This is a genomic window from Vibrio natriegens NBRC 15636 = ATCC 14048 = DSM 759 (assembly GCF_035621455.1).
Lineage (GTDB): Bacteria > Pseudomonadota > Gammaproteobacteria > Enterobacterales > Vibrionaceae > Vibrio > Vibrio natriegens.
The window spans coordinates 2,835,095-2,855,528 of record NZ_CP141822.1; the positions used below are offsets into that span (position 1 = coordinate 2,835,095).

General features: G+C 46.0%; 19 protein-coding genes. 4 read left to right on the top strand and 15 right to left on the bottom strand.

Annotation, left to right across the window (positions count from 1 at the left end):
* Positions 1-18: 18 nt before the first annotated feature.
* The 3 genes from argE (at position 19) to VER99_RS12895 (ending at position 5,047) form a co-directional block, all read left to right on the top strand.
* Entirely contained in the window at positions 19-1,155 is a 1,137-nt protein-coding gene (argE, locus tag VER99_RS12885; RefSeq protein WP_014233160.1) for an acetylornithine deacetylase, read from the top strand.
* A 277-nt stretch (positions 1,156-1,432) separates the two neighbouring features.
* Positions 1,433-4,066, top strand: coding sequence for a phosphoenolpyruvate carboxylase (ppc, locus tag VER99_RS12890; protein WP_014233161.1), 2,634 nt, complete (start codon positions 1,433-1,435; stop codon positions 4,064-4,066).
* Positions 4,067-4,507: 441 nt separating this feature from the next.
* Positions 4,508-5,047: a PadR family transcriptional regulator gene (locus VER99_RS12895; protein WP_014233162.1), complete on the top strand. Its 540-nt coding sequence runs from the start codon at positions 4,508-4,510 to the stop codon at positions 5,045-5,047.
* Between the two features lie 76 nt (positions 5,048-5,123).
* Here VER99_RS12895 and metF read toward each other — a convergent pair whose 3' ends face one another.
* From metF to VER99_RS12910, 3 genes are all read right to left on the bottom strand, one after another.
* The gene (metF, locus tag VER99_RS12900; RefSeq protein WP_014233163.1) at positions 5,124-6,020 is read right to left on the bottom strand and encodes a methylenetetrahydrofolate reductase; all 897 of its coding nucleotides are present in this window, start codon (positions 6,018-6,020) and stop codon (positions 5,124-5,126) included.
* 264 nt (positions 6,021-6,284) lie between these two features.
* A complete protein-coding gene (locus VER99_RS12905) occupies positions 6,285-8,693 on the bottom strand; it encodes a bifunctional aspartate kinase/homoserine dehydrogenase II (protein ID WP_020334621.1) in 2,409 nt (802 codons plus the stop codon).
* A 9-nt stretch (positions 8,694-8,702) separates the two neighbouring features.
* On the bottom strand, positions 8,703-9,866 hold the full coding sequence (locus VER99_RS12910) for an O-succinylhomoserine (thiol)-lyase (RefSeq protein ID WP_020334622.1): 1,164 nt from the start codon (positions 9,864-9,866) through the stop codon (positions 8,703-8,705).
* Between the two features lie 226 nt (positions 9,867-10,092).
* Between VER99_RS12910 and metJ the strand changes: the two genes are divergently transcribed.
* The gene (gene metJ, locus VER99_RS12915; protein WP_014233166.1) at positions 10,093-10,413 is read left to right on the top strand and encodes a met regulon transcriptional regulator MetJ; all 321 of its coding nucleotides are present in this window, start codon (positions 10,093-10,095) and stop codon (positions 10,411-10,413) included.
* Positions 10,414-10,525: 112 nt separating this feature from the next.
* Here the strand turns inward: metJ and VER99_RS12920 are convergent, their stop codons facing one another.
* The 12 genes from VER99_RS12920 to fkpA form a co-directional block, all read right to left on the bottom strand.
* Positions 10,526-11,797: a malic enzyme-like NAD(P)-binding protein gene (locus VER99_RS12920; protein WP_014233167.1), complete on the bottom strand. Its 1,272-nt coding sequence runs from the start codon at positions 11,795-11,797 to the stop codon at positions 10,526-10,528.
* Positions 11,798-12,007: 210 nt separating this feature from the next.
* Positions 12,008-12,484 carry a bacterioferritin gene (gene bfr, locus VER99_RS12925; RefSeq protein ID WP_014233168.1) on the bottom strand — a complete coding sequence of 159 codons (477 nt, stop codon included), beginning with the start codon at positions 12,482-12,484 and terminating at the stop codon, positions 12,008-12,010.
* 96 nt (positions 12,485-12,580) lie between these two features.
* The gene (locus tag VER99_RS12930) at positions 12,581-12,766 is read right to left on the bottom strand and encodes a (2Fe-2S)-binding protein (protein WP_076633424.1); all 186 of its coding nucleotides are present in this window, start codon (positions 12,764-12,766) and stop codon (positions 12,581-12,583) included.
* A gap of 334 nt (positions 12,767-13,100) precedes the next feature.
* Positions 13,101-14,285 (bottom strand): elongation factor Tu, encoded by a 1,185-nt coding sequence (gene tuf / locus VER99_RS12935; protein ID WP_061778638.1) that lies wholly within the window; start codon positions 14,283-14,285, stop codon positions 13,101-13,103.
* 153 nt (positions 14,286-14,438) lie between these two features.
* A complete protein-coding gene (gene fusA, locus VER99_RS12940) occupies positions 14,439-16,538 on the bottom strand; it encodes an elongation factor G (protein ID WP_014233171.1) in 2,100 nt (699 codons plus the stop codon).
* Positions 16,539-16,613: 75 nt separating this feature from the next.
* A complete protein-coding gene (gene rpsG / locus VER99_RS12945; protein WP_005382796.1) occupies positions 16,614-17,084 on the bottom strand; it encodes a 30S ribosomal protein S7 in 471 nt (156 codons plus the stop codon).
* 101 nt (positions 17,085-17,185) lie between these two features.
* The gene (gene rpsL, locus VER99_RS12950) at positions 17,186-17,560 is read right to left on the bottom strand and encodes a 30S ribosomal protein S12 (RefSeq protein WP_004399892.1); all 375 of its coding nucleotides are present in this window, start codon (positions 17,558-17,560) and stop codon (positions 17,186-17,188) included.
* Positions 17,561-17,739: 179 nt separating this feature from the next.
* Positions 17,740-18,015 (bottom strand): sulfurtransferase complex subunit TusB, encoded by a 276-nt coding sequence (tusB, locus tag VER99_RS12955; protein WP_020336166.1) that lies wholly within the window; start codon positions 18,013-18,015, stop codon positions 17,740-17,742.
* A gap of 7 nt (positions 18,016-18,022) precedes the next feature.
* On the bottom strand, positions 18,023-18,379 hold the full coding sequence (gene tusC / locus VER99_RS12960) for a sulfurtransferase complex subunit TusC (protein ID WP_020336167.1): 357 nt from the start codon (positions 18,377-18,379) through the stop codon (positions 18,023-18,025).
* Positions 18,376-18,771, bottom strand: coding sequence for a sulfurtransferase complex subunit TusD (gene tusD, locus VER99_RS12965; RefSeq protein ID WP_020336168.1), 396 nt, complete (start codon positions 18,769-18,771; stop codon positions 18,376-18,378). The genes tusC and tusD overlap by 4 nt, the downstream gene beginning before the upstream one ends.
* Positions 18,768-19,490 carry a helix-turn-helix transcriptional regulator gene (locus VER99_RS12970; RefSeq protein ID WP_014233175.1) on the bottom strand — a complete coding sequence of 241 codons (723 nt, stop codon included), beginning with the start codon at positions 19,488-19,490 and terminating at the stop codon, positions 18,768-18,770. Before VER99_RS12970 ends, tusD begins: the two co-directional genes overlap by 4 nt.
* Positions 19,491-19,636: 146 nt before the next feature.
* Complete coding sequence (gene fkpA / locus VER99_RS12975; protein ID WP_020336169.1) at positions 19,637-20,419, bottom strand: FKBP-type peptidyl-prolyl cis-trans isomerase; 783 nt, start codon at positions 20,417-20,419, stop codon at positions 19,637-19,639.
* Positions 20,420-20,434: the final 15 nt, after the last annotated feature.

Sequence of the window (20,434 nt, forward strand, 5' to 3'; positions counted from 1 at the left end):
AGGAGATTTGAAGAATCCATGCAATTACCAACGTTTCTAGAGGTCTATGAAGGACTCATCAGCACCTCTTCGATCAGCTCCACCGACCCAAAATGGGACCAAGGCAATGCCAAAGTCATTGAGAAACTCGCATCCTGGTTCAAAGATCTTGGGTTCAGTGTTGAGGTGGTAGAAGTCGAACCTGGCAAACACAATATGATCGCACGTATGGGCGAAGGCGAAGGTGGCCTCCTCTTAGCCGGTCACAGCGACACGGTGCCATTTGATGAAGGGCGCTGGAACTTCGACCCGCATAAACTGACTGAAAAAGACAATCGCTTTTACGGTCTGGGTACAGCAGACATGAAAGGCTTCTTTGCCTTCATTTATGAAGCCGTCAAGAAAGTCGATTGGAGTAAACAGAAGAAGCCACTTTATGTATTAGCGACCTGTGATGAAGAAACCACGATGTTAGGTGCTAGACACTTTACCGCCAATGCGCCTTTTAAACCGGACTACTGCATTATTGGCGAACCGACCAGCCTGGTTCCAATTCGTGGCCATAAAGGTCATGTCGCCAACGCCATTCGTGTGACGGGTAAGTCAGGTCATTCATCCGATCCTGCGCTTGGCGTTAACGCCATTGAGATCATGTATGAAGTGATGTTTGCCATGATGCAGCTACGCGATAAGTTAATTAAAGAGTACCACCACCCGGGGTTTGCTATCCCTAACCCAACATTGAACTTGGGCCATATTCACGGTGGTGACAGTGCAAACCGTATTTGTGGCTGCTGCGAATTGCATTACGACGTTCGCCCATTACCTGGCATTAGCTTAGATGGTCTGGAGAACATGCTGCGCGGAGCTTTAAAAGAAGTGGAAGCCAAATGGCCGGGACGTATTGAGATAGTACCTCTGCACGAATCGATTCCGGGTTACGAGTGTCCTCATGACCACCCGTTCATTGGTGGTGTAGAAGAACTGTGTGAAACCAGCTCTCAAACCGTGAACTACTGTACAGAAGCGCCATTTCTACAGGAACTGTGCCCAACGTTGGTACTTGGACCGGGCTCTATCGATCAGGCCCACCAGCCAGATGAGTTTCTTGCTTTTGATTTTATTGACCCGACCATTGATGTACTGTCTAAAGCGATGGTCAAATACTGTTGTTAGCGTAATAAAAAGACAACGAACATGTACAGCTCCGATGAGCTGTACAGACGGTTCTTTATCACTACAATGAGTTAACCGTTAACACTAATTTAACTTGTTATTTTGTAATTAATTTTCATTTATTACGCCATAGGCCTAGTAACTTTGCTCTAAATCAGGAGAGAAGCGGAATAATTACAAACATAGTCGGCTTTATTTGACTAGAACTGGTGCTTTTCGCTAGATTGGTGTCTTAACAAGGACAATGGATGTAGTTTTTTTACGAGGCAGGACGACAATGAACGAGAAATACGCCGCACTCAAAAGCAATGTGCGCATGTTAGGCCACTTACTGGGTAATACTATTCACGATGCCCATGGCGAAGAAATCTTCGAGAAAGTGGAAACTATTCGTAAATTATCCAAATCAGCCCAAGCAGGAAATCAAGCAGACAAAGAAAGCTTGATAGAAGAAATTAAACACCTTCCTGATGAGCAATTGACACCAGTCACTCGAGCTTTTAACCAATTTCTAAACCTCACGAATATTGCTGAGCAATACCACACGATTTCACGTCACTGTGAAGAGCACATCTGCGAACCAGACGCGATCAACTCGCTATTTTCTAAACTGGTACAAAACGATGTTAGTAAGCTTGATACCGCTCAGGCTGTACGTGACCTGAATATTGAACTGGTACTGACGGCTCACCCTACTGAAATCACTCGTCGCACCATGATCAACAAACTGGTGAAAATCAACGAGTGTTTATCAAAGCTAGAGTTAAGCGACCTTTCATCGAAAGAGCGCAAGAAAACTGAACGTCGTCTGGAGCAGCTGATTGCCCAAGGCTGGCACTCAGACGTAATCCGCCAACAACGCCCGACACCGCTTGATGAAGCGAAATGGGGCTTTGCTGTTGTAGAAAACTCACTATGGGAAGCCGTACCTGAGTTTTTACGCGAGATGAACGATCGTCTGGAATCTTATCTTGGCGAAGGTTTACCAATCGACGCACGTCCGGTGCATTTCTCCTCTTGGATGGGCGGCGACCGTGACGGCAACCCGTTTGTTACGCACAGCATCACGCGTGAAGTTCTGCTTCTATCGCGTTGGAAGGCGGCGGATCTTTATCTAAATGACATCAACGAACTGATCAGTGAACTGTCGATGACAGTCAGCAACGATCAAGTGCGTGAACTGGCTGGAGATGATCAACACGAACCATACCGTGCGATCCTCAAGCAGCTTCGCTCTCTGCTCAACGAAACCAAAGATATTCTTGATGCGAAGATCAATGGTCAGAAACTAGCAGTCAAAGCACCACTACAAAAAGTAGAACAGCTTTGGGAACCTCTATACGCGTGTTACCAATCACTACACGAGTGTGGTATGGGTGTAATCGCAGATGGCTCATTGCTTGATACTCTGCGCCGCGTGAAAGCATTTGGTGTTCACCTAGTTCGTCTGGATATTCGTCAGGAAAGTACTCGTCACGCAGATGCACTATCTGAGTTGACTCGCCATCTTGGTATTGGCGACTACCAGCAGTGGAGTGAGCAAGACAAGCTTGCGTTCCTAACCAATGAGCTAGCTTCCAAACGCCCTCTTCTACCTCGTGACTGGGAACCATCTGAACCAGTTCAAGAGGTTTTGGACACCTGTAAGATCATTGCTGCACAATCTCGTGAAGCATTCGGTGCTTACGTTATCTCCATGGCACGTACCGCGTCAGACGTACTGGCAGTTCACTTACTGCTACAAGAATCTGGCTGTCCTTACCGTATGGATGTCTGTCCTCTGTTTGAAACCCTGGACGACTTGAATAACGCTGAGTCAGTGATCAAACAACTGATGGATATCGACCTATACCGTGGCTTTATCCAAAACCACCAAATGGTCATGATTGGCTACTCTGACTCTGCAAAAGATGCGGGTGTTATGTCTGCAGGCTGGGCTCAGTACCATGCAATGGAGTCTCTGGTTAAAGTTGCTGAAGAGGAAGGCGTGGAACTGACATTATTCCACGGTCGTGGTGGTACGGTTGGTCGTGGTGGTGCTCCTGCGCATGCTGCGTTACTGTCTCAGCCACCTAAGAGTCTTAAAGGTGGCCTGCGTGTTACCGAGCAAGGCGAGATGATTCGCTTTAAGCTGGGTCTACCAGACGTTGCCGTAAACAGCTTTAACCTATACGCCAGTGCGATTCTGGAAGCGAACCTGCTACCGCCACCAGAGCCAAAACAAGAGTGGCGTGATCTGATGGAAGTACTGTCTCAGGTGAGCTGTGAAGCGTACCGCAGCGTTGTACGCGGCGAACCAGATTTTGTACCTTACTTCCGTCAGGCGACCCCAGAACTGGAACTCGGTAAACTGCCACTGGGATCGCGCCCTGCGAAGCGTAACCCTAAAGGTGGTGTAGAGAGCTTACGCGCCATTCCATGGATCTTCTCATGGAGCCAAAACCGTTTGGTTCTGCCAGCATGGTTAGGTGCCGGTGAAGCAATCCAGTACTCGATCGACAAAGGTCATCAAGCGTTACTGGAAGAGATGTGTCGTGAGTGGCCATTCTTCTCAACGCGCCTTGGCATGTTAGAAATGGTGTACTCAAAGTGTAACATCGATATCTCTCGCTACTACGACCTGCGCTTGGTTGATGAGTCACTTCGTCCATTAGGCGAAAGATTACGAGAGCAGCTTCAGAAGGACATCAAAGCGGTTCTGAATGTAGAAAACAACGAGAACCTGATGCAACATGACCCTTGGGGTCTGGAGTCCATCCGTTTACGTAACATCTACGTTGAGCCATTGAATATGCTTCAAGCCGAGTTGCTGTATCGTACACGTCAAAATGAGGAAGCATCAGCAGACCTTGAAGAAGCGCTGATGGTGACTATTGCGGGTATCGCGGCAGGTATGCGTAACACTGGTTAAAATAGCCTGTTACTTGTAACAGATTATGATATAAAAGGCTGAGCAATCGCTCAGCCTTTCTTATACCCATCAAATTGAACAGCAATTAACCAGATAAAGCCCCTAAAAACAACCCAAAAAGAACCAATAAATCAGAATAAATAACCACAAAAATACATTACTGAGTATTATGTTAGTTTTTTAGTGTTATTCTTTCCTAGTATTCCACTTCATGCTTATTATTTATATACTACTCGCCTTGCTGAGAGCGAATAAATCCAACCATATCAGCTCCAGCCTCGATGGGTTCCACCCATCTTTCTAGGTGATAAACGGCTTTAAGGTGACAGGACCAACATTTGTTGGTGCTACTTATGCATAAAAACTCAAAACGCCATTAAGAGCGCAGCTGAAAGTATAAGTAGCTTGTTTACAAGTTTATTGACCATTTGGATTGAAGACATGTCATTACCACACGTAATCTTAACTGTGCTTAGCACGCGCGATGCAACCGGTTACGATATCACAAAAGAATTCTCAGCTAGCATTGGTTACTTCTGGAAAGCGAGCCACCAGCAAGTTTACCGTGAGCTAAACAAAATGGCTGAGAAAGAACTGGTTACTTGCGTACTAGAGCCTCAAGAAGGCAAACCAGACCGTAAAGTGTACTCCATCACAGATGCTGGACGTAGCGCACTAGGTGAATGGTTTGATCAGCCAACTGCACACCCAACAGTTCGTGACGAGTTCTCAGCGAAGCTGATGGCTTGTGCTGTGCAACCGTCTGCACCTTTCCGTGAGCAACTATCTGAACTGGTTGAAGAGTCACGCAAACTGGTTTCTCACTACAAAGAAATCGAAGCTGCATACTACGCGACGCCATCTACTCTGGATAAACAAGCACGTCTGGAGCGCCTGACACTACGCCGCAACCTTCTACTACGCGAAACGTGGATCACGTGGGCAGAAGAAGTGCTAACTGAACTTGAAGTTATCGGCTAATCCACTTCAAACAGCTCATAGCTTAACAACAAAAAAGGCTTGCCATTGGGCAAGCCTTTTCTTTTTCACTCACGTTTTAGACTGCAACTTGAGGACGTACACCCAAGGTGTGACACAACGCGTAAGTCATCTCAGCTCGGTTTAGAGTGTAAAAGTGGAAGTCTTTCACACCTTCACGGCTCAGTACACGCACCATATCAATCGCCTGACTTGCACCAACTAATTGACGAGTTACCGGATCATCATCCAAACCTTCAAACTGCTTGCTCATCCAGCCTGGAACTTTTACGTTATTCTGCGCAGCAAAGCGAGACGCCTGTTTAAAGTTAGATACTGGCAAGATACCCGGTACGATTTCTACGTCGATACCAGCGACAACACAGCGGTCACGAAAACGTAGGTAAGACTCTACATCGAAGAAAAACTGAGTAATCGCTCGGTTCGCACCTGCATCGACCTTACGCTTCAGGTTTAGCAGATCAGCCTGTGCGCTTTTTGCTTCAGGATGCACTTCTGGGAAAGCTGCAACTGAGATATCGAAATCATGACGAGACTTCAACAGTTCAACCAGGTCAGATGCGTACATATCAGGAGCGCCGCCACCTGGTGGAATATCACCACGTAGTGCGACGATATTTTCGATACCGTTGTTCCAGTAATCATCGGCAATCTCAATCAATTCTTCACGAGTCGCATCGATACAAGTCAGGTGCGGTGCTGCCACTAAGCCTGTTTCTGATTTGATTTCTTTGATGATGGAATGAGTTCTGTCACGCTCGCCTGAGTTAGCTCCGTAAGTAACAGAAACAAACTTAGGCTTGAGTGTTTTTAGACGGTGCACAGAGTTCCATAGCGTCTCTTCCATCTTTTCATTGCTTGGCGGAAAAAACTCAAATGAAACATTAATATTGTCTGACAATTCAGCGATATTCTGGTTTAAGGCATCGATATGGCCTGCGTGCGTGTAACCCATCTTACTCTCCCTGTGGCAACCCGCCACGAAATCAAATTCTCAAATCGACGTTTAGACGTCTATATGTCTACAGAATGTATTGAATACGATTTAATGTCAACCTTGTGATTATGAATTTTTTTCACGTTAATGATGAGGATAGTTCAAGTTGATTGTTGGCTAATATTTATCCACAAAAATAGTTCGCCAATAACGGTTCTGAGATTAATTATGGCACCAAGACAGGAATAAAAAACCCCGGATGAATTCCGGGGTTTTGAGTGTTTAGAATAGCCCAGCAAGGCGGTTTAAATCGGACTGAATCGCCCCTGCCGTAACTTCACGTCCAGCGCCAGGACCGCGGATAACAAGCGGGTTGTCTTTGTACCACTTGCTCTCAATAGCAAAAATATTGTCACACGGCAGTAGGTTAGCCAGCGCATGCTCACGGGACAAGGCTTCAATGCCGACGGTCGCTTTGCCATCTTTCTCTAAACGCGCAACGTAACGCAGTACCTGATCGTTTTTCTGCGCTTTGGACAAACGTTCTTGCAGAGTCTGGCTCAGCAGTGCGGCGTTATCAAAAAACTCATCTAAGCTGAGCGTGCGCAGTTCTTCAGGAACTAACGACTCTACCTTTACGCTTCCCGGCTCGATGTCCAGACCAGACTCACGCGCCAGAATAACCAGCTTACGCATCACATCAGAGCCATCTAAGTCAGAGCGAGGGTCAGGTTCTGTTAATCCTTGCTGCCAGGCTAAATCCACTAACTCGCTGAATGGCACTGAGCCATCAAACTGTTGGAATAACCATGAAAGCGTACCGGAGAAAATACCAGAGAGTGCAATAATCTCATCACCACTCTCACGAAGATCGCGCACCGTATGGTTGATTGGTAACCCGGCACCTACCGTAGCGTTATACAGCCAGTGACGTCCAATTTTGGCAAACGCATCCTGGACCTGATGGTAATACTGACTATCAGCTGAACCTGCGACTTTATTCGCTGAAATTAGGTGAATACCTTGCTGAGCGATATCAACGTAACATTTCGCTAATTCCTGACTGGCGGTAACATCGAGGACCACAGCTTCATCGTAGTCCTGCAAAGCACCAAGACGAGATAACCAAGAGCCATCGTTTGCGATACTTTCGTCATTGAAGCGTGCTGAAACACTGGATGCATCAATGCCTTGGCTATCAAACCAATACATTTGGCTATCAACCACCGCGACTAAGTCAAAGCTCATGCCATGACGTTTTTCAAGTTCATTCTTCTGTGAAGCGAATAAACTCAGCCAGCTCGAACCGATATTCCCTTTCCCGCATAATGCGACAGCAACGCGCTTCTGTGCCTGAAATAACTGGCTGTGAACCGTCTGTACCAGTTCTTCGGTATCAGTGTTACGTAATACTGCGACCAGACTTAAACCAGACTCCGTCTCAGCGATAAATTCCACCGGAGAGTGTTTCAGCTTTTGCTGAAAACCAAAACAGTGGTTGGCATTAGTTGTCACACCAGCACCTACGGCAGCAATCAGAGAGTAACCATCAGTGAGGTTAATCTCCGCATCCAGATCAGATTCCTGTAGATACTTGAGTGCACCGCCAGCAATTTCTGCTGTGTATGCCAGTCGTAATATCTGCTGTTCAGGCTGAGCTTCAAATGCCAGTGGCTCCAACTGAACGCGTTTTAGGGATTCCAGAACATCACTCTGTGCTTTCTCAAAGTCATGTCCATGCGCAAATGCTAGCTGAACCAATAGCACGTCATCCAGTGAGGTGATGATTTTCGCCCCGCGACCAGAAGCCAGAACTCGCTCAATGCGGGTCGAACCTGACTCTGGCAGGTAACTGCATTTAAGGCTCAGATCCATGGTGCTTTGAGCCACAGGCTGCAAGGTTCGGCTGTGCAGAACTGGCGCAGCTAAACGAGCCAGCTCACTCGCTTCATCCAGCCTTAAGAGAGGTAGTAAACATGCATCTGATACCAAACGAGGGTCTGCGCTATAAACACCAGCCACATCACTCCAAATCGTCACTGTGCTCACTTCTGCAAGCGCACCAATTACGGTTGCAGAGTAGTCTGAACCGTTGCGGCCAAGCAGAACAGTTTCACCGTTATCGTTTTGTGCCATGAAGCCGGTAATGATCACACGTTTGTGGCTATGTTGTGCCAGTGCCTCTTTGATAAGCGGATATGAACGAGCACGATCAACTTCTGGTTGAGTGCCCGCTTCTGCGCGTAGGAATGCTCGCGCATCTTGCGCTACAGCAGGCAGTTGCTTTTGCGTCAGTAAAGCGGCCAGTAATCGAGAAGACCATACTTCTCCGTGGCCTAATACCGCCGCCTTTTGCGCTTCGGTCAGCGGAGAGGTCAGTTCCGCTAATGTACTGAATTCATCTTGTAAGGAGGCAAGCAGCTGTTCTTGCGCGTCTCCCTCTAATAACTCTTCAATGAGACTGATTTGAAACTGTCTCAAGCTCTGCAAAGCTTCGTGCGCAATTCGACCATCTTTTTCTAAGCCTTCAAGGAACTCAATCAGGCGGTTGGTTGTTTTACCTGCTGCAGAGACCACCACCAAGTCATTTTCTGCAGAGTATTCCTTGAGAATTCCCGCTACACGTAAGTAACACTCTGGGTTTGCCAGGCTGCTACCACCAAACTTGTGTAGCTGACGTTGTACAGTCATTATTAACTCCTATTGCTGTGCAGATTTAGTGAATGCTTGTTCTAGGTCGGCAATAAGATCTTGTGCATCTTCTAGCCCTACAGAAAGGCGCAGCAATTGCTGTGATACACCCGCTTCAGCCAAGGCTTCTTCACCCATCGCGCGATGCGTCATAGATGCTGGGTGACAAATCAAGCTTTCTACCCCGCCCAGAGACTCTGCAAGTGAGAACAACTGAAGCTCTTTGACAAAGGCTTTAAGCTGCTCAAACGAGCCCGCAAACTCAAAGCTCAACATAGAGCCAAAACCAGACTGTTGCTTTTTAGCAATCTCATGGCCAGGGTGCTGTGGAAGACTTGGATGATAAATTTTCGCCACCAAAGATTGCTTCTGCAGGTAAGCCAGCACCTGCTGTGAGCTTTCTTCATGCACTCGCATGCGCGCACCTAAGGTACGAAGACCTCTCAAGGTCATGTAGCTATCAAAAGGTGTGCCTGTCGCCCCAATACAGTTGCCCCACCACGCTAACTCTTCTGCATGCTCTTCCGTTTTAGCGATAATCACACCACCAATCACATCTGAGTGTCCATTGATGTATTTCGTTGTAGAGTGAATAACAAAGTCAGCGCCTAGTTCTAATGGCTTCTGGTACACAGGAGTCAAAAAGGTATTGTCTACGGCGACTAATGCGCCAACCTGCTTCGCTTTTTCACACACGACAGCAACATCGACAACACGAACCAGAGGGTTAGATGGCGTTTCTAGCAGAACCAGTTTTGGTTTCTGTGCTAATGCTGCATCCAGCGCCTGTTCGTCAGTTTGATCGACAAACAGCACCTTGAAATCGCCTTTGTTTGCACGTGTGTTAAAAAGACGATAAGTGCCTCCATAACAGTCGTTCGGCGCGACAATAAGATCATCAGGTCCAATAAAAGCAGACACCCATAAGTTCAGCGCGGACGTACCACAGTTAGTGATGACAGCCCCTTTGCCAGACTCCAGCTCAGACAATGCACTTTCTAATAATCCACGGTTTGGGTTACCAGAACGCGTGTAATCGTACTTAGGCACTTCCCCAAACGCAGGAAAGCCGTAATTCGTTGAAAGGTAGATTGGTGGAACGACAGCATGATATTGAGTGTCAGACTCAATACCGGTGCGTACAGCAATAGTTGCAGGCTTACGGGAGCTCATGGGTGTATCCTTTCACAGGTGATGACTTCTAAATGGGAATGCGCTATATCTAAATGGTCAGATTCAATGAATTGCACACTTCCCTTACTGTTCTTGTCACTTTACTCGTCAAAAATTAAGACGTCAACACTTCTAGACGTCTATATGTCTTTGCTTATGGCAGTAAATGCAGCTAAAATCAGCACCTCAATTAGTTTTTAACCTATTACAAATATGAAGGTACGCAATGGCTGACTGGAATGGCGAATACATTAGCCCATATGCTGAGCATGGAAAGAAAAGCGAACAAGTAAAAAAAATCACTGTATCTATCCCGCTGAAAGTTTTAAAAGTGCTAACTGATGAACGTACTCGTCGTCAGATCAATAACTTACGCCACGCAACCAACAGTGAACTCCTATGCGAAGCATTCCTACATGCATATACGGGTCAGCCACTTCCAACGGACGAGGACCTTCGTAAAGATCGCCCTGACGATATTCCGACTGAAGCAAAAGCTCTGATGACCGAAATGGGCATCGAATTTGAGTCATTTGACGAAGAGTAATTAGTAGCACGTTGAATACACCAAGCGGTTATTTAGCGCCTAATACTAAAAATGACATAAAAAAATGGGACGCCATCGCGTCCCATTTTTTTATGTCATTTAAATCTTTGTCTTACTCTGCCATGTAGTTTTCAGGCATTTCAATACGAGCAACACCAGAGTCAACCGCCGCTTGAGCAACAGCTTTTGCAACGCGAGGCAGCAAGCGAGCATCCATTGGCTTTGGAATGATGTAGTCAGTGCCAAACTCAAGCTTATCGACACCCGCCGCTTTCAGTACCGCTTCTGGTACTGGCTCTTTCGCCAATTGACGAATAGCGTCAACCGCAGCAAGTTTCATCTCATCGTTAATTTCGCTTGCGCGCACATCAAGCGCACCACGGAAAATAAATGGGAAACACAGTACGTTGTTTACCTGGTTCGGGTAATCACTGCGGCCCGTGCCCATAATTAAGTCATCACGAACTTCATGTGCTAGCTCTGGCTTAATTTCAGGATCTGGGTTTGAACATGCGAAAACAATTGGCTTATCCGCCATCAGTTTTAATGCTTCAGGTGGAAGCAGGTTTGGACCTGATACGCCAAGGAACAGATCAGCACCTTCAATTACATCTTCTAAAGTACGCTTGTCGGTGTTATTTGCGAATAGCTCTTTGTACTCGTTAAGATCATCACGGCGAGTATGAATCACGCCTTTACGATCCAACATGTAAATCTTTTCACGCATCGCGCCACATTTGATCAGTAGTTCCATACACGCTACTGCAGCCGCACCTGCACCAAGACAAACGATCGTAGAGTCTTCAAGCTTCTTACCTTGCAGCTCAATTGCGTTCAGCATGCCAGCGGCCGTTACGATAGCGGTACCGTGCTGGTCATCATGGAATACAGGCACATCACAGCGTTCGATAAGACGCTTTTCAATTTCGAAACAGTCTGGCGCTTTAATATCTTCAAGGTTAATACCACCGAAGGTATCAGCAATGCTTGCTACGGTATTAACGAACTCGTCGATCGTGCGGTGTTTTACTTCGATATCAATCGAATCAAGTCCAGCGAAACGCTTAAACAGTAGCGCTTTACCTTCCATTACAGGTTTAGAAGCAAGCGGACCTAAGTTACCCAAGCCAAGAATCGCGGTACCGTTAGAAATAACGGCAACCATGTTACCTTTCGCGGTGTACTTGTATACATTGTCTGGGTTTTGCGCGATTTCACGTACAGGCTCAGCTACACCTGGGCTGTAAGCTAGTGCAAGATCACCGGCAGTTTCTGCGGGTGTTGTCAGCTCGACTGCAATCTTCCCTGGGGTTGGGTATGCATGATAGTCAAGGGCTCGTTGGCGCTGTTCTTCTTCGGGAGTTACTGCTTTGTCTTCAGACATGTGGGCGTTTCTCTTTTTATTTTTTAGGTAAGGGGGAATAAATTCTAATGGATAGAAGTCAATCTTCATAGGTAAGATTGCGAGCAATATCCTTAAAAAATCGATATTAAAAGAGATTAGACCAGATAAGCAGGAAAAGCACCCAACTTTTAAGTCAGGTGCACTGCTGTAAGCATCAGATTTGTAAACATAACGAGGAAATTGCCGAGATTATTCCTCATCGACATACTGCGCTTGCAGATAATTTTCGATGCCAGACATCTCGATTAAGCCAAGCTGAGTCTCAAGCCAGTCGACATGTTCTTCTTCATCTTCGAGGATATCCTGAAACAAATCACGTGAAACGTAGTCTCGAATATCTTCTGCGTAAGCAATCGCATCTTTTAGATCAGGAATAGCGGCCATTTCCAGTTTAAGATCGCATTCAAGCATTTCTTTGGTATCTTCACCGATCATCAGCTTGCCGAGATCTTGCAGGTTAGGTAAACCTTCTAAGAATAGAATACGTTCAATGAGATGATCGGCATGCTTCATTTCATCAATAGACTCGTGATATTCCTTATCAGCCAGGTGCTTTAAACCCCAGTCTTTATACATACGAGCATGAAGAAAATACTGATTAATAGCGACGAGTTCGTTACCAAGTATTTTGTTGAGATGTTGGATTATTATTGGATCGCCTTTCATTGACTAGCCCCTCCTCTATTTAGGCTTCATTTAAATGTAGAAGCAAATGAGAAGGTGTCAAAAGGCTCAGCGCTTTCACCAGAGCAATTACAGTGATTAGCTAGCTTGTTTTAGTTCGGTGTAGTGTTCTGCTAAAATTTCTTTGGCTTGTCGGATGCACTTCCCGCATTGGCTACCCAAAGCTGTACATCGCTTTATCCCCCTGATATCCGTTATGCCTTCATCAACTGCCAACTTCCTAATTTTCTTGTCAGAAACACCATGACAAAGACATACAAACATACTCAAAACCCATAAACAGTAACTATCGAAAAAACAATATAAACAAGAATAGTTCTTGTTACCAGTCGTATTGAAAGGTCAATTCAGAACATTTGGTTATATTAATCTTGGAAGAATAAGAAAGGATCAAGCACTTAGAATGAATAGATAAAATGAAGATATTGGTAAGAGGGTAACACGCTGTTTTAAAGAAAGAAAAAGTAGGATCGTTTTTTATCTGCTTATAACTGAATGGATCAGTAGATATGAAAAAGGGAAGCCAAAGCCTCCCTTTTTCTGCTGCGTTTTCTTCAAGATGAAGAAACGTGCGAGATTTCGTTTAATTCGTTAAGAATTAGTCGAAGATCTTAGCAACAACACCAGCACCTACTGTACGGCCACCTTCACGGATCGCGAAACGTAGACCTTCGTCCATTGCGATTGGTGCGATTAGCTCAACAGTCATTTGTACGTTGTCACCTGGCATTACCATTTCTACGCCTTCTGGTAGCGTGATGTCACCAGTTACGTCAGTTGTACGGAAGTAGAACTGTGGACGGTAGCCTTTGAAGAATGGAGTGTGACGACCACCTTCATCTTTAGACAGTACGTATACTTCTGATTCGAATTTAGTGTGTGGAGTGATTGAACCTGGCTTAGCTAGTACTTGACCACGTTCTACTTCGTCACGCTTAGTACCACGTAGAAGTGCACCAACGTTCTCACCCGCACGACCTTCGTCTAGAAGCTTACGGAACATTTCAACACCAGTACATGTAGTAGTGATGGTGTCTTTGATACCAACGATAGCAACTTCGTCACCTACGTTTAGGATACCACGTTCGATACGACCAGTTACTACAGTACCACGGCCTTGGATCGAGAACACGTCTTCGATTGGCATTAGGAACGGTAGGTCTACTGCACGCTCTGGTTCTGGGATGTATGAATCTAGCGCTTCTGCTAGTTCAACGATTTTCGCCTCCCACTGCTCTTCGCCGTTTAGTGCGCCTAGTGCAGAACCTTGGATAACTGGTAGGTCATCACCTGGGAAATCGTACTCAGATAGAAGTTCACGAACTTCCATTTCTACTAGTTCTAGTAGCTCTTCATCGTCAACCATGTCACATTTGTTCATGAATACGATGATGTATGGGATACCAACCTGACGGCCTAGTAGGATGTGCTCACGAGTTTGAGGCATTGGGCCATCTGTCGCAGCAACAACTAGGATACCACCGTCCATCTGTGCAGCACCAGTGATCATGTTTTTAACGTAGTCAGCGTGTCCTGGACAGTCAACGTGTGCGTAGTGACGAGTTGGAGTGTCGTACTCAACGTGAGAAGTTGCGATTGTGATACCGCGCTCACGCTCTTCTGGAGCGTTATCGATAGATGCGAAGTCTTTCGCTTCACCGCCGTACACTTTAGCTAGAGTAGTACAGATTGCAGCAGTTAGAGTTGTTTTACCGTGGTCAACGTGGCCGATTGTACCAACGTTAACGTGCGGTTTCGTACGTTCAAATTTTTCTTTAGACACGATCGTGTTCCTTCCTAGTTATGATTCGCCGCGATCATTATTGATCGACGACGCGCCAGAAATTGTTATTTTATGCGCCAACGCTCGTTAGCGCAATATTTGGACGGCTTGATCTGGCAAAAAGTCGTAAACTTTTTGCCGTTCAGTCGTCAATTAGTAACCACGCTCTGCAATAATTTTATCTGCGAAGTTTTTCGGCACTTCAGCGTACTCGTGAAACTCCATAGAGTAAGACGCACGGCCTTGAGTTGCAGAACGTAGGTCTGTTGCGTAACCAAACATCTCAGATAGTGGAACTTGAGCACGGATGATCTTCAGACCAGCCACACCCTCATCCATACCTTCGATGATACCGCGACGACGGTTTAGGTCACCAACAACGTCACCCATCCAATCTTCCGGAGTGGTTACTTCGACATTCATCATTGGCTCTAGAATCACAGGTTGCGCTTCTAGTGCACCTTTCTTGAATGCCATTGAGCCAGCGATCTTAAACGCCATCTCACTTGAGTCTACATCGTGGTAAGAACCATCAAATAGTGTAGCTTTAATATCTAGTACAGGGTAACCCGCTAGAACACCACTATTCATTTGCTCTTCGATACCTTTCGATACCGAGCTGATGTATTCCTTAGGAACCACACCACCCACGATTTCGTCTACGAATACGAAACCTTCACCAGGCTCTGAAGGCTCAAGTTTGATCCACACATGACCGTATTGACCACGACCACCTGATTGACGAACAAACTTACCTTCCACTTCCGCTTTACCACGAATGGTTTCACGGTAAGCAACCTGAGGTTTACCAACGTTACAATCAACGCTGAATTCACGCTTCATACGGTCAACGATGATATCTAGGTGAAGCTCACCCATACCTGAGATCAGAGTCTGACCTGTTTCGTCGTCCGTTTCCACGCGGAATGATGGATCTTCAGCAGCTAGTTTACCTAGCGCGATACCCATTTTTTCTTGGTCTGCCTTAGAACGAGGTTCTACAGCAATCTGAATAACTGGCTCAGGGAATTCCATACGTTCCAGAATCACTTTGTGGTTCTGGTCACACAGAGTGTCACCTGTAGTTACGTCTTTCAGACCAATAGCAGCGGCGATATCACCAGCGCGAACTTCTTTAACTTCTTCACGCTTGTTGGCATGCATCTGAACGATACGACCAAAACGCTCTTTCTTCTCTTTTACAGAGTTGTAGACACCGTCACCTGAGTTTACTACACCAGAGTAAACACGCATGAAAGTAAGCGTACCCACAAATGGGTCAGTCGCGATCTTAAACGCTAGCGCAGAGAAAGGTTCGTTGTCGTCAGCGTGACGCTCAACTTCATTTTCTCTTTCATCAACACCTTTAATTGCAGGTACATCAGCTGGTGATGGCAAGAATTCGATCACTGCATCTAGTACCGCTTGAACACCTTTGTTCTTAAACGCACTACCACAAGTGGCAAGTACGATTTCGTTATTTAGTGTACGAGTACGTAGCGCTTGTTTGATCTCAGCTTCAGTCAGCTCACCTTCTTCAAGGTACTTGTCCATCAGCTCTTCGCTAGCTTCCGCAGCAGATTCAACCATATGGTTGCGCCATTCTTCGGCAAGCTCGATCATGTCAGCTGGAATGTCTTCGTATGTGAACGACATGCCTTGGTCGGCTTCACTCCAGTTGATCATTTTCATCTTGATAAGGTCGATGACACCTTTGAAGTCCTCTTCAGCACCAACGTTAAGTTGGATTGGAACAGGGTTCGCACCAAGACGATTTTTAATTTGGTCCACAACGCGTAGGAAGTCTGCGCCTGCACGGTCCATCTTGTTAACAAAAACCATACGTGGAACGTGGTATTTGTCTGCTTGACGCCATACAGTTTCAGACTGAGGTTCAACACCAGATGAGCCACAGAACACAACCACAGCACCATCAAGTACACGAAGAGAACGCTCTACTTCGATAGTAAAGTCAACGTGTCCAGGGGTATCAATGATGTTTACGCGATGCTCTGGGAATTGTGCTTCCATACCACGCCAGAAAGTAGTAGTCGCAGCTGAAGTGATAGTGATACCACGTTCCTGCTCCTGCTCCATCCAGTCCATGGTTGCTGCACCATCGTGAACTTCGCCGATTTTGTGAGAAAGGCCAGTGTAGAACAGAATACGCTCAGTTGTGGTTGTTTTTCCTGCATCTACGTGAGCACAGATACCGATATTACGGTAGCGCTCAATAGGAGTTTTACGAGCCACGATTGTATCCTCTTACTAAGGTGTACCTTAGAGTATAGAAAAGTGCTGCGAGAGAACCTCGCAGCACAGAAGGTATTACCAGCGGTAATGAGCGAACGCTTTGTTTGCGTCAGCCATGCGGTGAACGTCTTCACGTTTCTTAACCGCAGTACCTTTGTTCTCAGACGCGTCTAGCATTTCAGCAGCTAGGCGTTGAGCCATAGATTTTTCACCACGCTTGCGCGCAGCTTCAACCAACCAACGCATAGCAAGTGCGTTACGGCGAACCGGACGTACTTCTACAGGTACTTGGTAAGTTGAACCACCAACACGGCGAGATTTAACTTCTACCGCAGGGCGTACGTTTTCAAGAGCTTCTTCAAAAATAGCTAAGTGGTCTTTACCAGACTTTTCAGCCATAGCATCTAGTGCAGTGTAAACGATTTTCTCTGCAGTAGATTTTTTACCGTCAACCATTAGGATGTTAACGAATTTTGCCAGCAATTCAGATTTGAATTTTGGATCTGGAAGGATCTTACGCTGACCAATGACGCGACGACGTGGCATGGATTTATCTCCGTTGTCTTCTTCAGGTTTTATCCAAAACTTTTCAGTTTTTTCAAAAAATTAAAAATAATTTAGTGTTTGGCCTTACTTAACGGAATCCATTAAGACTTAGGACGCTTCACACCGTACTTAGAACGACCTTGTTTACGGTCATTTACGCCAGCACAGTCTAGTGCGCCGCGAACAGTGTGGTAACGCACACCTGGAAGGTCTTTAACACGACCACCACGGATTAGAACAACTGAGTGCTCTTGAAGGTTGTGACCTTCACCGCCGATGTACGAAGTAACTTCGAAACCGTTTGTCAGACGAACACGACAAACTTTACGAAGTGCTGAGTTAGGTTTTTTAGGTGTAGTAGTGTAAACACGTGTACATACACCACGTTTTTGTGGGCACGCTTCTAGTGCAGGCACGTTGCTTTTAACAACTTGCTTTGCACGTGGCTTACGTACCAACTGGTTAATAGTTGCCATTAACTAGCTCCTGATTTACTTGAAAGTAAGCTTTGTGAAAAATCTAGCCCTAATTACCTTTAGGCATTTAGGGACGCAAAATTCTATGCAGCAGTGAGAGGTGTGTCAAGAAATATACGGATCTTTTTTGTTCAATTGGGGTAATTAGTCCGTAAAGCTTTATCGACAGTAATTCATGTTCAATCCCAAGTAAGGGATTTATCTTGTTTTACGGTCAATTCAACGAAGCCAGTATAGGTCACTACACTAACGGAAGGACTGATGCGATTTGCCATTCCTCTGGCTTGAATATCGCTCTCGAGAGCGAAGACAGCCGCATTCTTGACGTGATGGAACGCTTGATGCTGCGGGTTTGCAGCGTACACAGCATCTTCAATGAGTAAAATGTCGTCTTGTTCACTCCACAGAGCCACGGCATCTTCTAGGGCAGAGATGGTTTTGATGATATGTAACATGACGTCCTCAGAATGACAGTAGTTTGCCTGCTTGTTGCAGTTTCGCTTTAACTTGTTCAAGCGTTAACGCCTGTGCATCGATGACCAGGTCGGCTTGGGCTAATCCTCGCTGCGCAAGTGAATCAGAGCAAACAAATACTTGTTCGATGTCATACAGATCGAACAGCTTGAGCATAGGCGCGTAATCTTTGCTTAGAATGGCTGATGGATCTTGCCCTAGCAAAAGCTGGTAAACACCATCGCCGATAAATATCACACTAATGTCTTCGCAATAGGCGGAAGCGGCAAGCAGGGCATCCACACCTTCGCGTCCAGAAGACTGCCCGTGAGGCGCGCTACGAAATAAATAAGTTAACTGGCTCAAAACTGCACCACTCGGTCCTGGGTTAGCATTGCTTCGGCTAAACTGCCTAATCCTGCCTGAGTAAAACCTTGCGCTAAATTGTTTTGAGTTAAGCCGTGCTGGTTGGCTTCTTCTTCACTCACAATCCCGCGACGCAATGCCGCTGCCACGCAAGTTTCAAGGCGCACGCTGTGATCCTCAGCGAAGACTTGCCATGCTTTATTCAAATCGAACTCATCGTTGGCTGGTACACTCAGTGCGCTACCATTGCTCACGCCCTCTTGGTAGAAAAACACACTCACTACCGTGTGCCCTTGCTCAATCACCGCTTTGGCAAATTGATAGGCGCTGCGGGCAGACTGGCTACCGTAAACCGGGCCATTTACAAGCAAAGTGTAAGTTAATCCACTCACTCTGATTCGTCCTCAGTTTTACGCTGACGAATGTATAAATAGACCGTGTGCTTAGAGATATTCAGGCGATCAGCGACGCGGTTAATCGCATCTTTGATATCAAAAATACCTTTGTCGTACAGTTCCATAACGATCTGACGGTTCTTGGTGTTGTTTGATACCGATTTGTCCGCATTAATTTCTTCAATCGTGCGCTCAACCGTCTGATCCACCAGCTCTTCAACATCACTTGCGAAGTTCACTGATGATGCCGCCTCTTTGGCCTCTTGAGTAGGCATAAAAGATTGCAACACTTGCGAGAATGGCGCATCCAGATTGACGTTAATACATAGCAGGCCAATAACACGGTTCTCGCCATTACGGATAGCGACCGTGATCGACTTCATCAACACGCCGCCTTTCGCACGCGTAAAGTACGAACGAGAGAAATTGCGCTCAGAGCCTTCGATGTCTTTGAGCATTTTCAGTGCTAAATCTGTGATAGGTGAACCAACCTGACGACCTGTATTTTCACCATTGGCTATTTTAATCGCAGAGGTATTTAGATCTTCCAGAGAGTGAAGAACGATTTCACAGAACGGGCCAATCAGACTGGCAATACCATCAACGACCGCCTCGTAAGACCTCAAGATGATTTTATCGTGCTCAGTGAATGGCATCACGTTGACGGATTCCATTTCGAGCAACATCTCCGCATTAATTGTTTCTGTAGTTGTCATAAGCCTTCGAGCGAAAAATCAACAAATTGGTGTAAGTTTATCAGAAAATTTGAAAGTCAACCTAGCAAACTCTCCAACTAGTGACCTAGAACAAAAAAGGCCCGTTAAACGGACCTTTTTCAATAACTTAGCTTGAGTCTTTCTGATTACTCAGCTTTATCATTCTCTACTTTTAGCAGTTCAACTTCGAATACGAGCGTTGAATTAGCAGGAATGCTTGGCGTGTCTTGGTCGCCGTAAGCAAGCTCTGGCGGGATAACGAACTTGAATTTTGAACCTACAGGCATTAGCTGCACGCCTTCCGTCCAACCTGGAATTACACGGTTTAGAGGAAATGTTGCTGGCTCGCCACGATCGTATGAGCTATCGAACTGAGTACCATCAGTCAGTGTGCCTTTGTAGTGAACCTGTACTGTGTCAGTATCTTTTGGCTTCTCGCCTTCTGCTTGGGTGATCACTTGGTAAAGAAGACCAGATTCCGTTTTCACTACGCCTTCTTGCTTCTCAAACTCAGCGCGGAAGTCATCGCCAGCTTTCTTCGCTGCTGCCGCTTTCTCAGCAGCTTGCGCTTGCATCTTGTCCGCTACGCGCTTATCCAGAGATTCCAGCGCTGCGCGAGTTTCTTCTTCATTTAGCTCAGCGTTACCTTTAAATACATCTTCAATACCTTTAAGAACAAGATCTTTGTTTAGGTCGATGCCGATTTCGCTTGGTTTCTCGATGCTGGTGCTTAGGTAGTTAGCAAATGAAACGCCAATTGCGTACGCCGCTTTGTCATCGTCGGTTTTAAAGTGAACTGCTTTGCCAGTTTCTGCTTGAACTTGCTCAGCTTGAGGTGCAGCTTCTTCTGCTTTTGTTTCTTCTTTCTGACAGCCTACCGCTAGCATTACTGTTGCAGCAAGTAGCGACACTTTTAAAACTGATTTCATTAAATTCTCCCAATA

Excerpts from the sequence above, each read along its gene's own strand:
- VER99_RS12920 (WP_014233167.1), bottom strand. The coding sequence starts at position 11,797 with ATGTCTGAAGACAAAGCAGTAACTCCCGAAGAAGAACAGCGCCAACGA.
- fkpA (WP_020336169.1), bottom strand. The coding sequence starts at position 20,419 with ATGAAATCAGTTTTAAAAGTGTCGCTACTTGCTGCAACAGTAATGCTA.
- VER99_RS12910 (WP_020334622.1), bottom strand. The coding sequence starts at position 9,866 with ATGAGCTCCCGTAAGCCTGCAACTATTGCTGTACGCACCGGTATTGAG.
- ppc (WP_014233161.1), top strand. The coding sequence starts at position 1,433 with ATGAACGAGAAATACGCCGCACTCAAAAGCAATGTGCGCATGTTAGGC.
- bfr (WP_014233168.1), bottom strand. The coding sequence starts at position 12,484 with ATGAAAGGCGATCCAATAATAATCCAACATCTCAACAAAATACTTGGT.
- metF (WP_014233163.1), bottom strand. The coding sequence starts at position 6,020 with ATGGGTTACACGCACGCAGGCCATATCGATGCCTTAAACCAGAATATC.
- VER99_RS12930 (WP_076633424.1), bottom strand. The coding sequence starts at position 12,766 with ATGTTTGTATGTCTTTGTCATGGTGTTTCTGACAAGAAAATTAGGAAG.
- tusB (WP_020336166.1), bottom strand. The coding sequence starts at position 18,015 with ATGTTACATATCATCAAAACCATCTCTGCCCTAGAAGATGCCGTGGCT.
- VER99_RS12905 (WP_020334621.1), bottom strand. The coding sequence starts at position 8,693 with ATGACTGTACAACGTCAGCTACACAAGTTTGGTGGTAGCAGCCTGGCA.
- VER99_RS12895 (WP_014233162.1), top strand. The coding sequence starts at position 4,508 with ATGTCATTACCACACGTAATCTTAACTGTGCTTAGCACGCGCGATGCA.
- metJ (WP_014233166.1), top strand. The coding sequence starts at position 10,093 with ATGGCTGACTGGAATGGCGAATACATTAGCCCATATGCTGAGCATGGA.
- argE (WP_014233160.1), top strand. The coding sequence starts at position 19 with ATGCAATTACCAACGTTTCTAGAGGTCTATGAAGGACTCATCAGCACC.
- VER99_RS12970 (WP_014233175.1), bottom strand. The coding sequence starts at position 19,490 with ATGACAACTACAGAAACAATTAATGCGGAGATGTTGCTCGAAATGGAA.
- rpsG (WP_005382796.1), bottom strand. The coding sequence starts at position 17,084 with ATGCCACGTCGTCGCGTCATTGGTCAGCGTAAGATCCTTCCAGATCCA.
- rpsL (WP_004399892.1), bottom strand. The coding sequence starts at position 17,560 with ATGGCAACTATTAACCAGTTGGTACGTAAGCCACGTGCAAAGCAAGTT.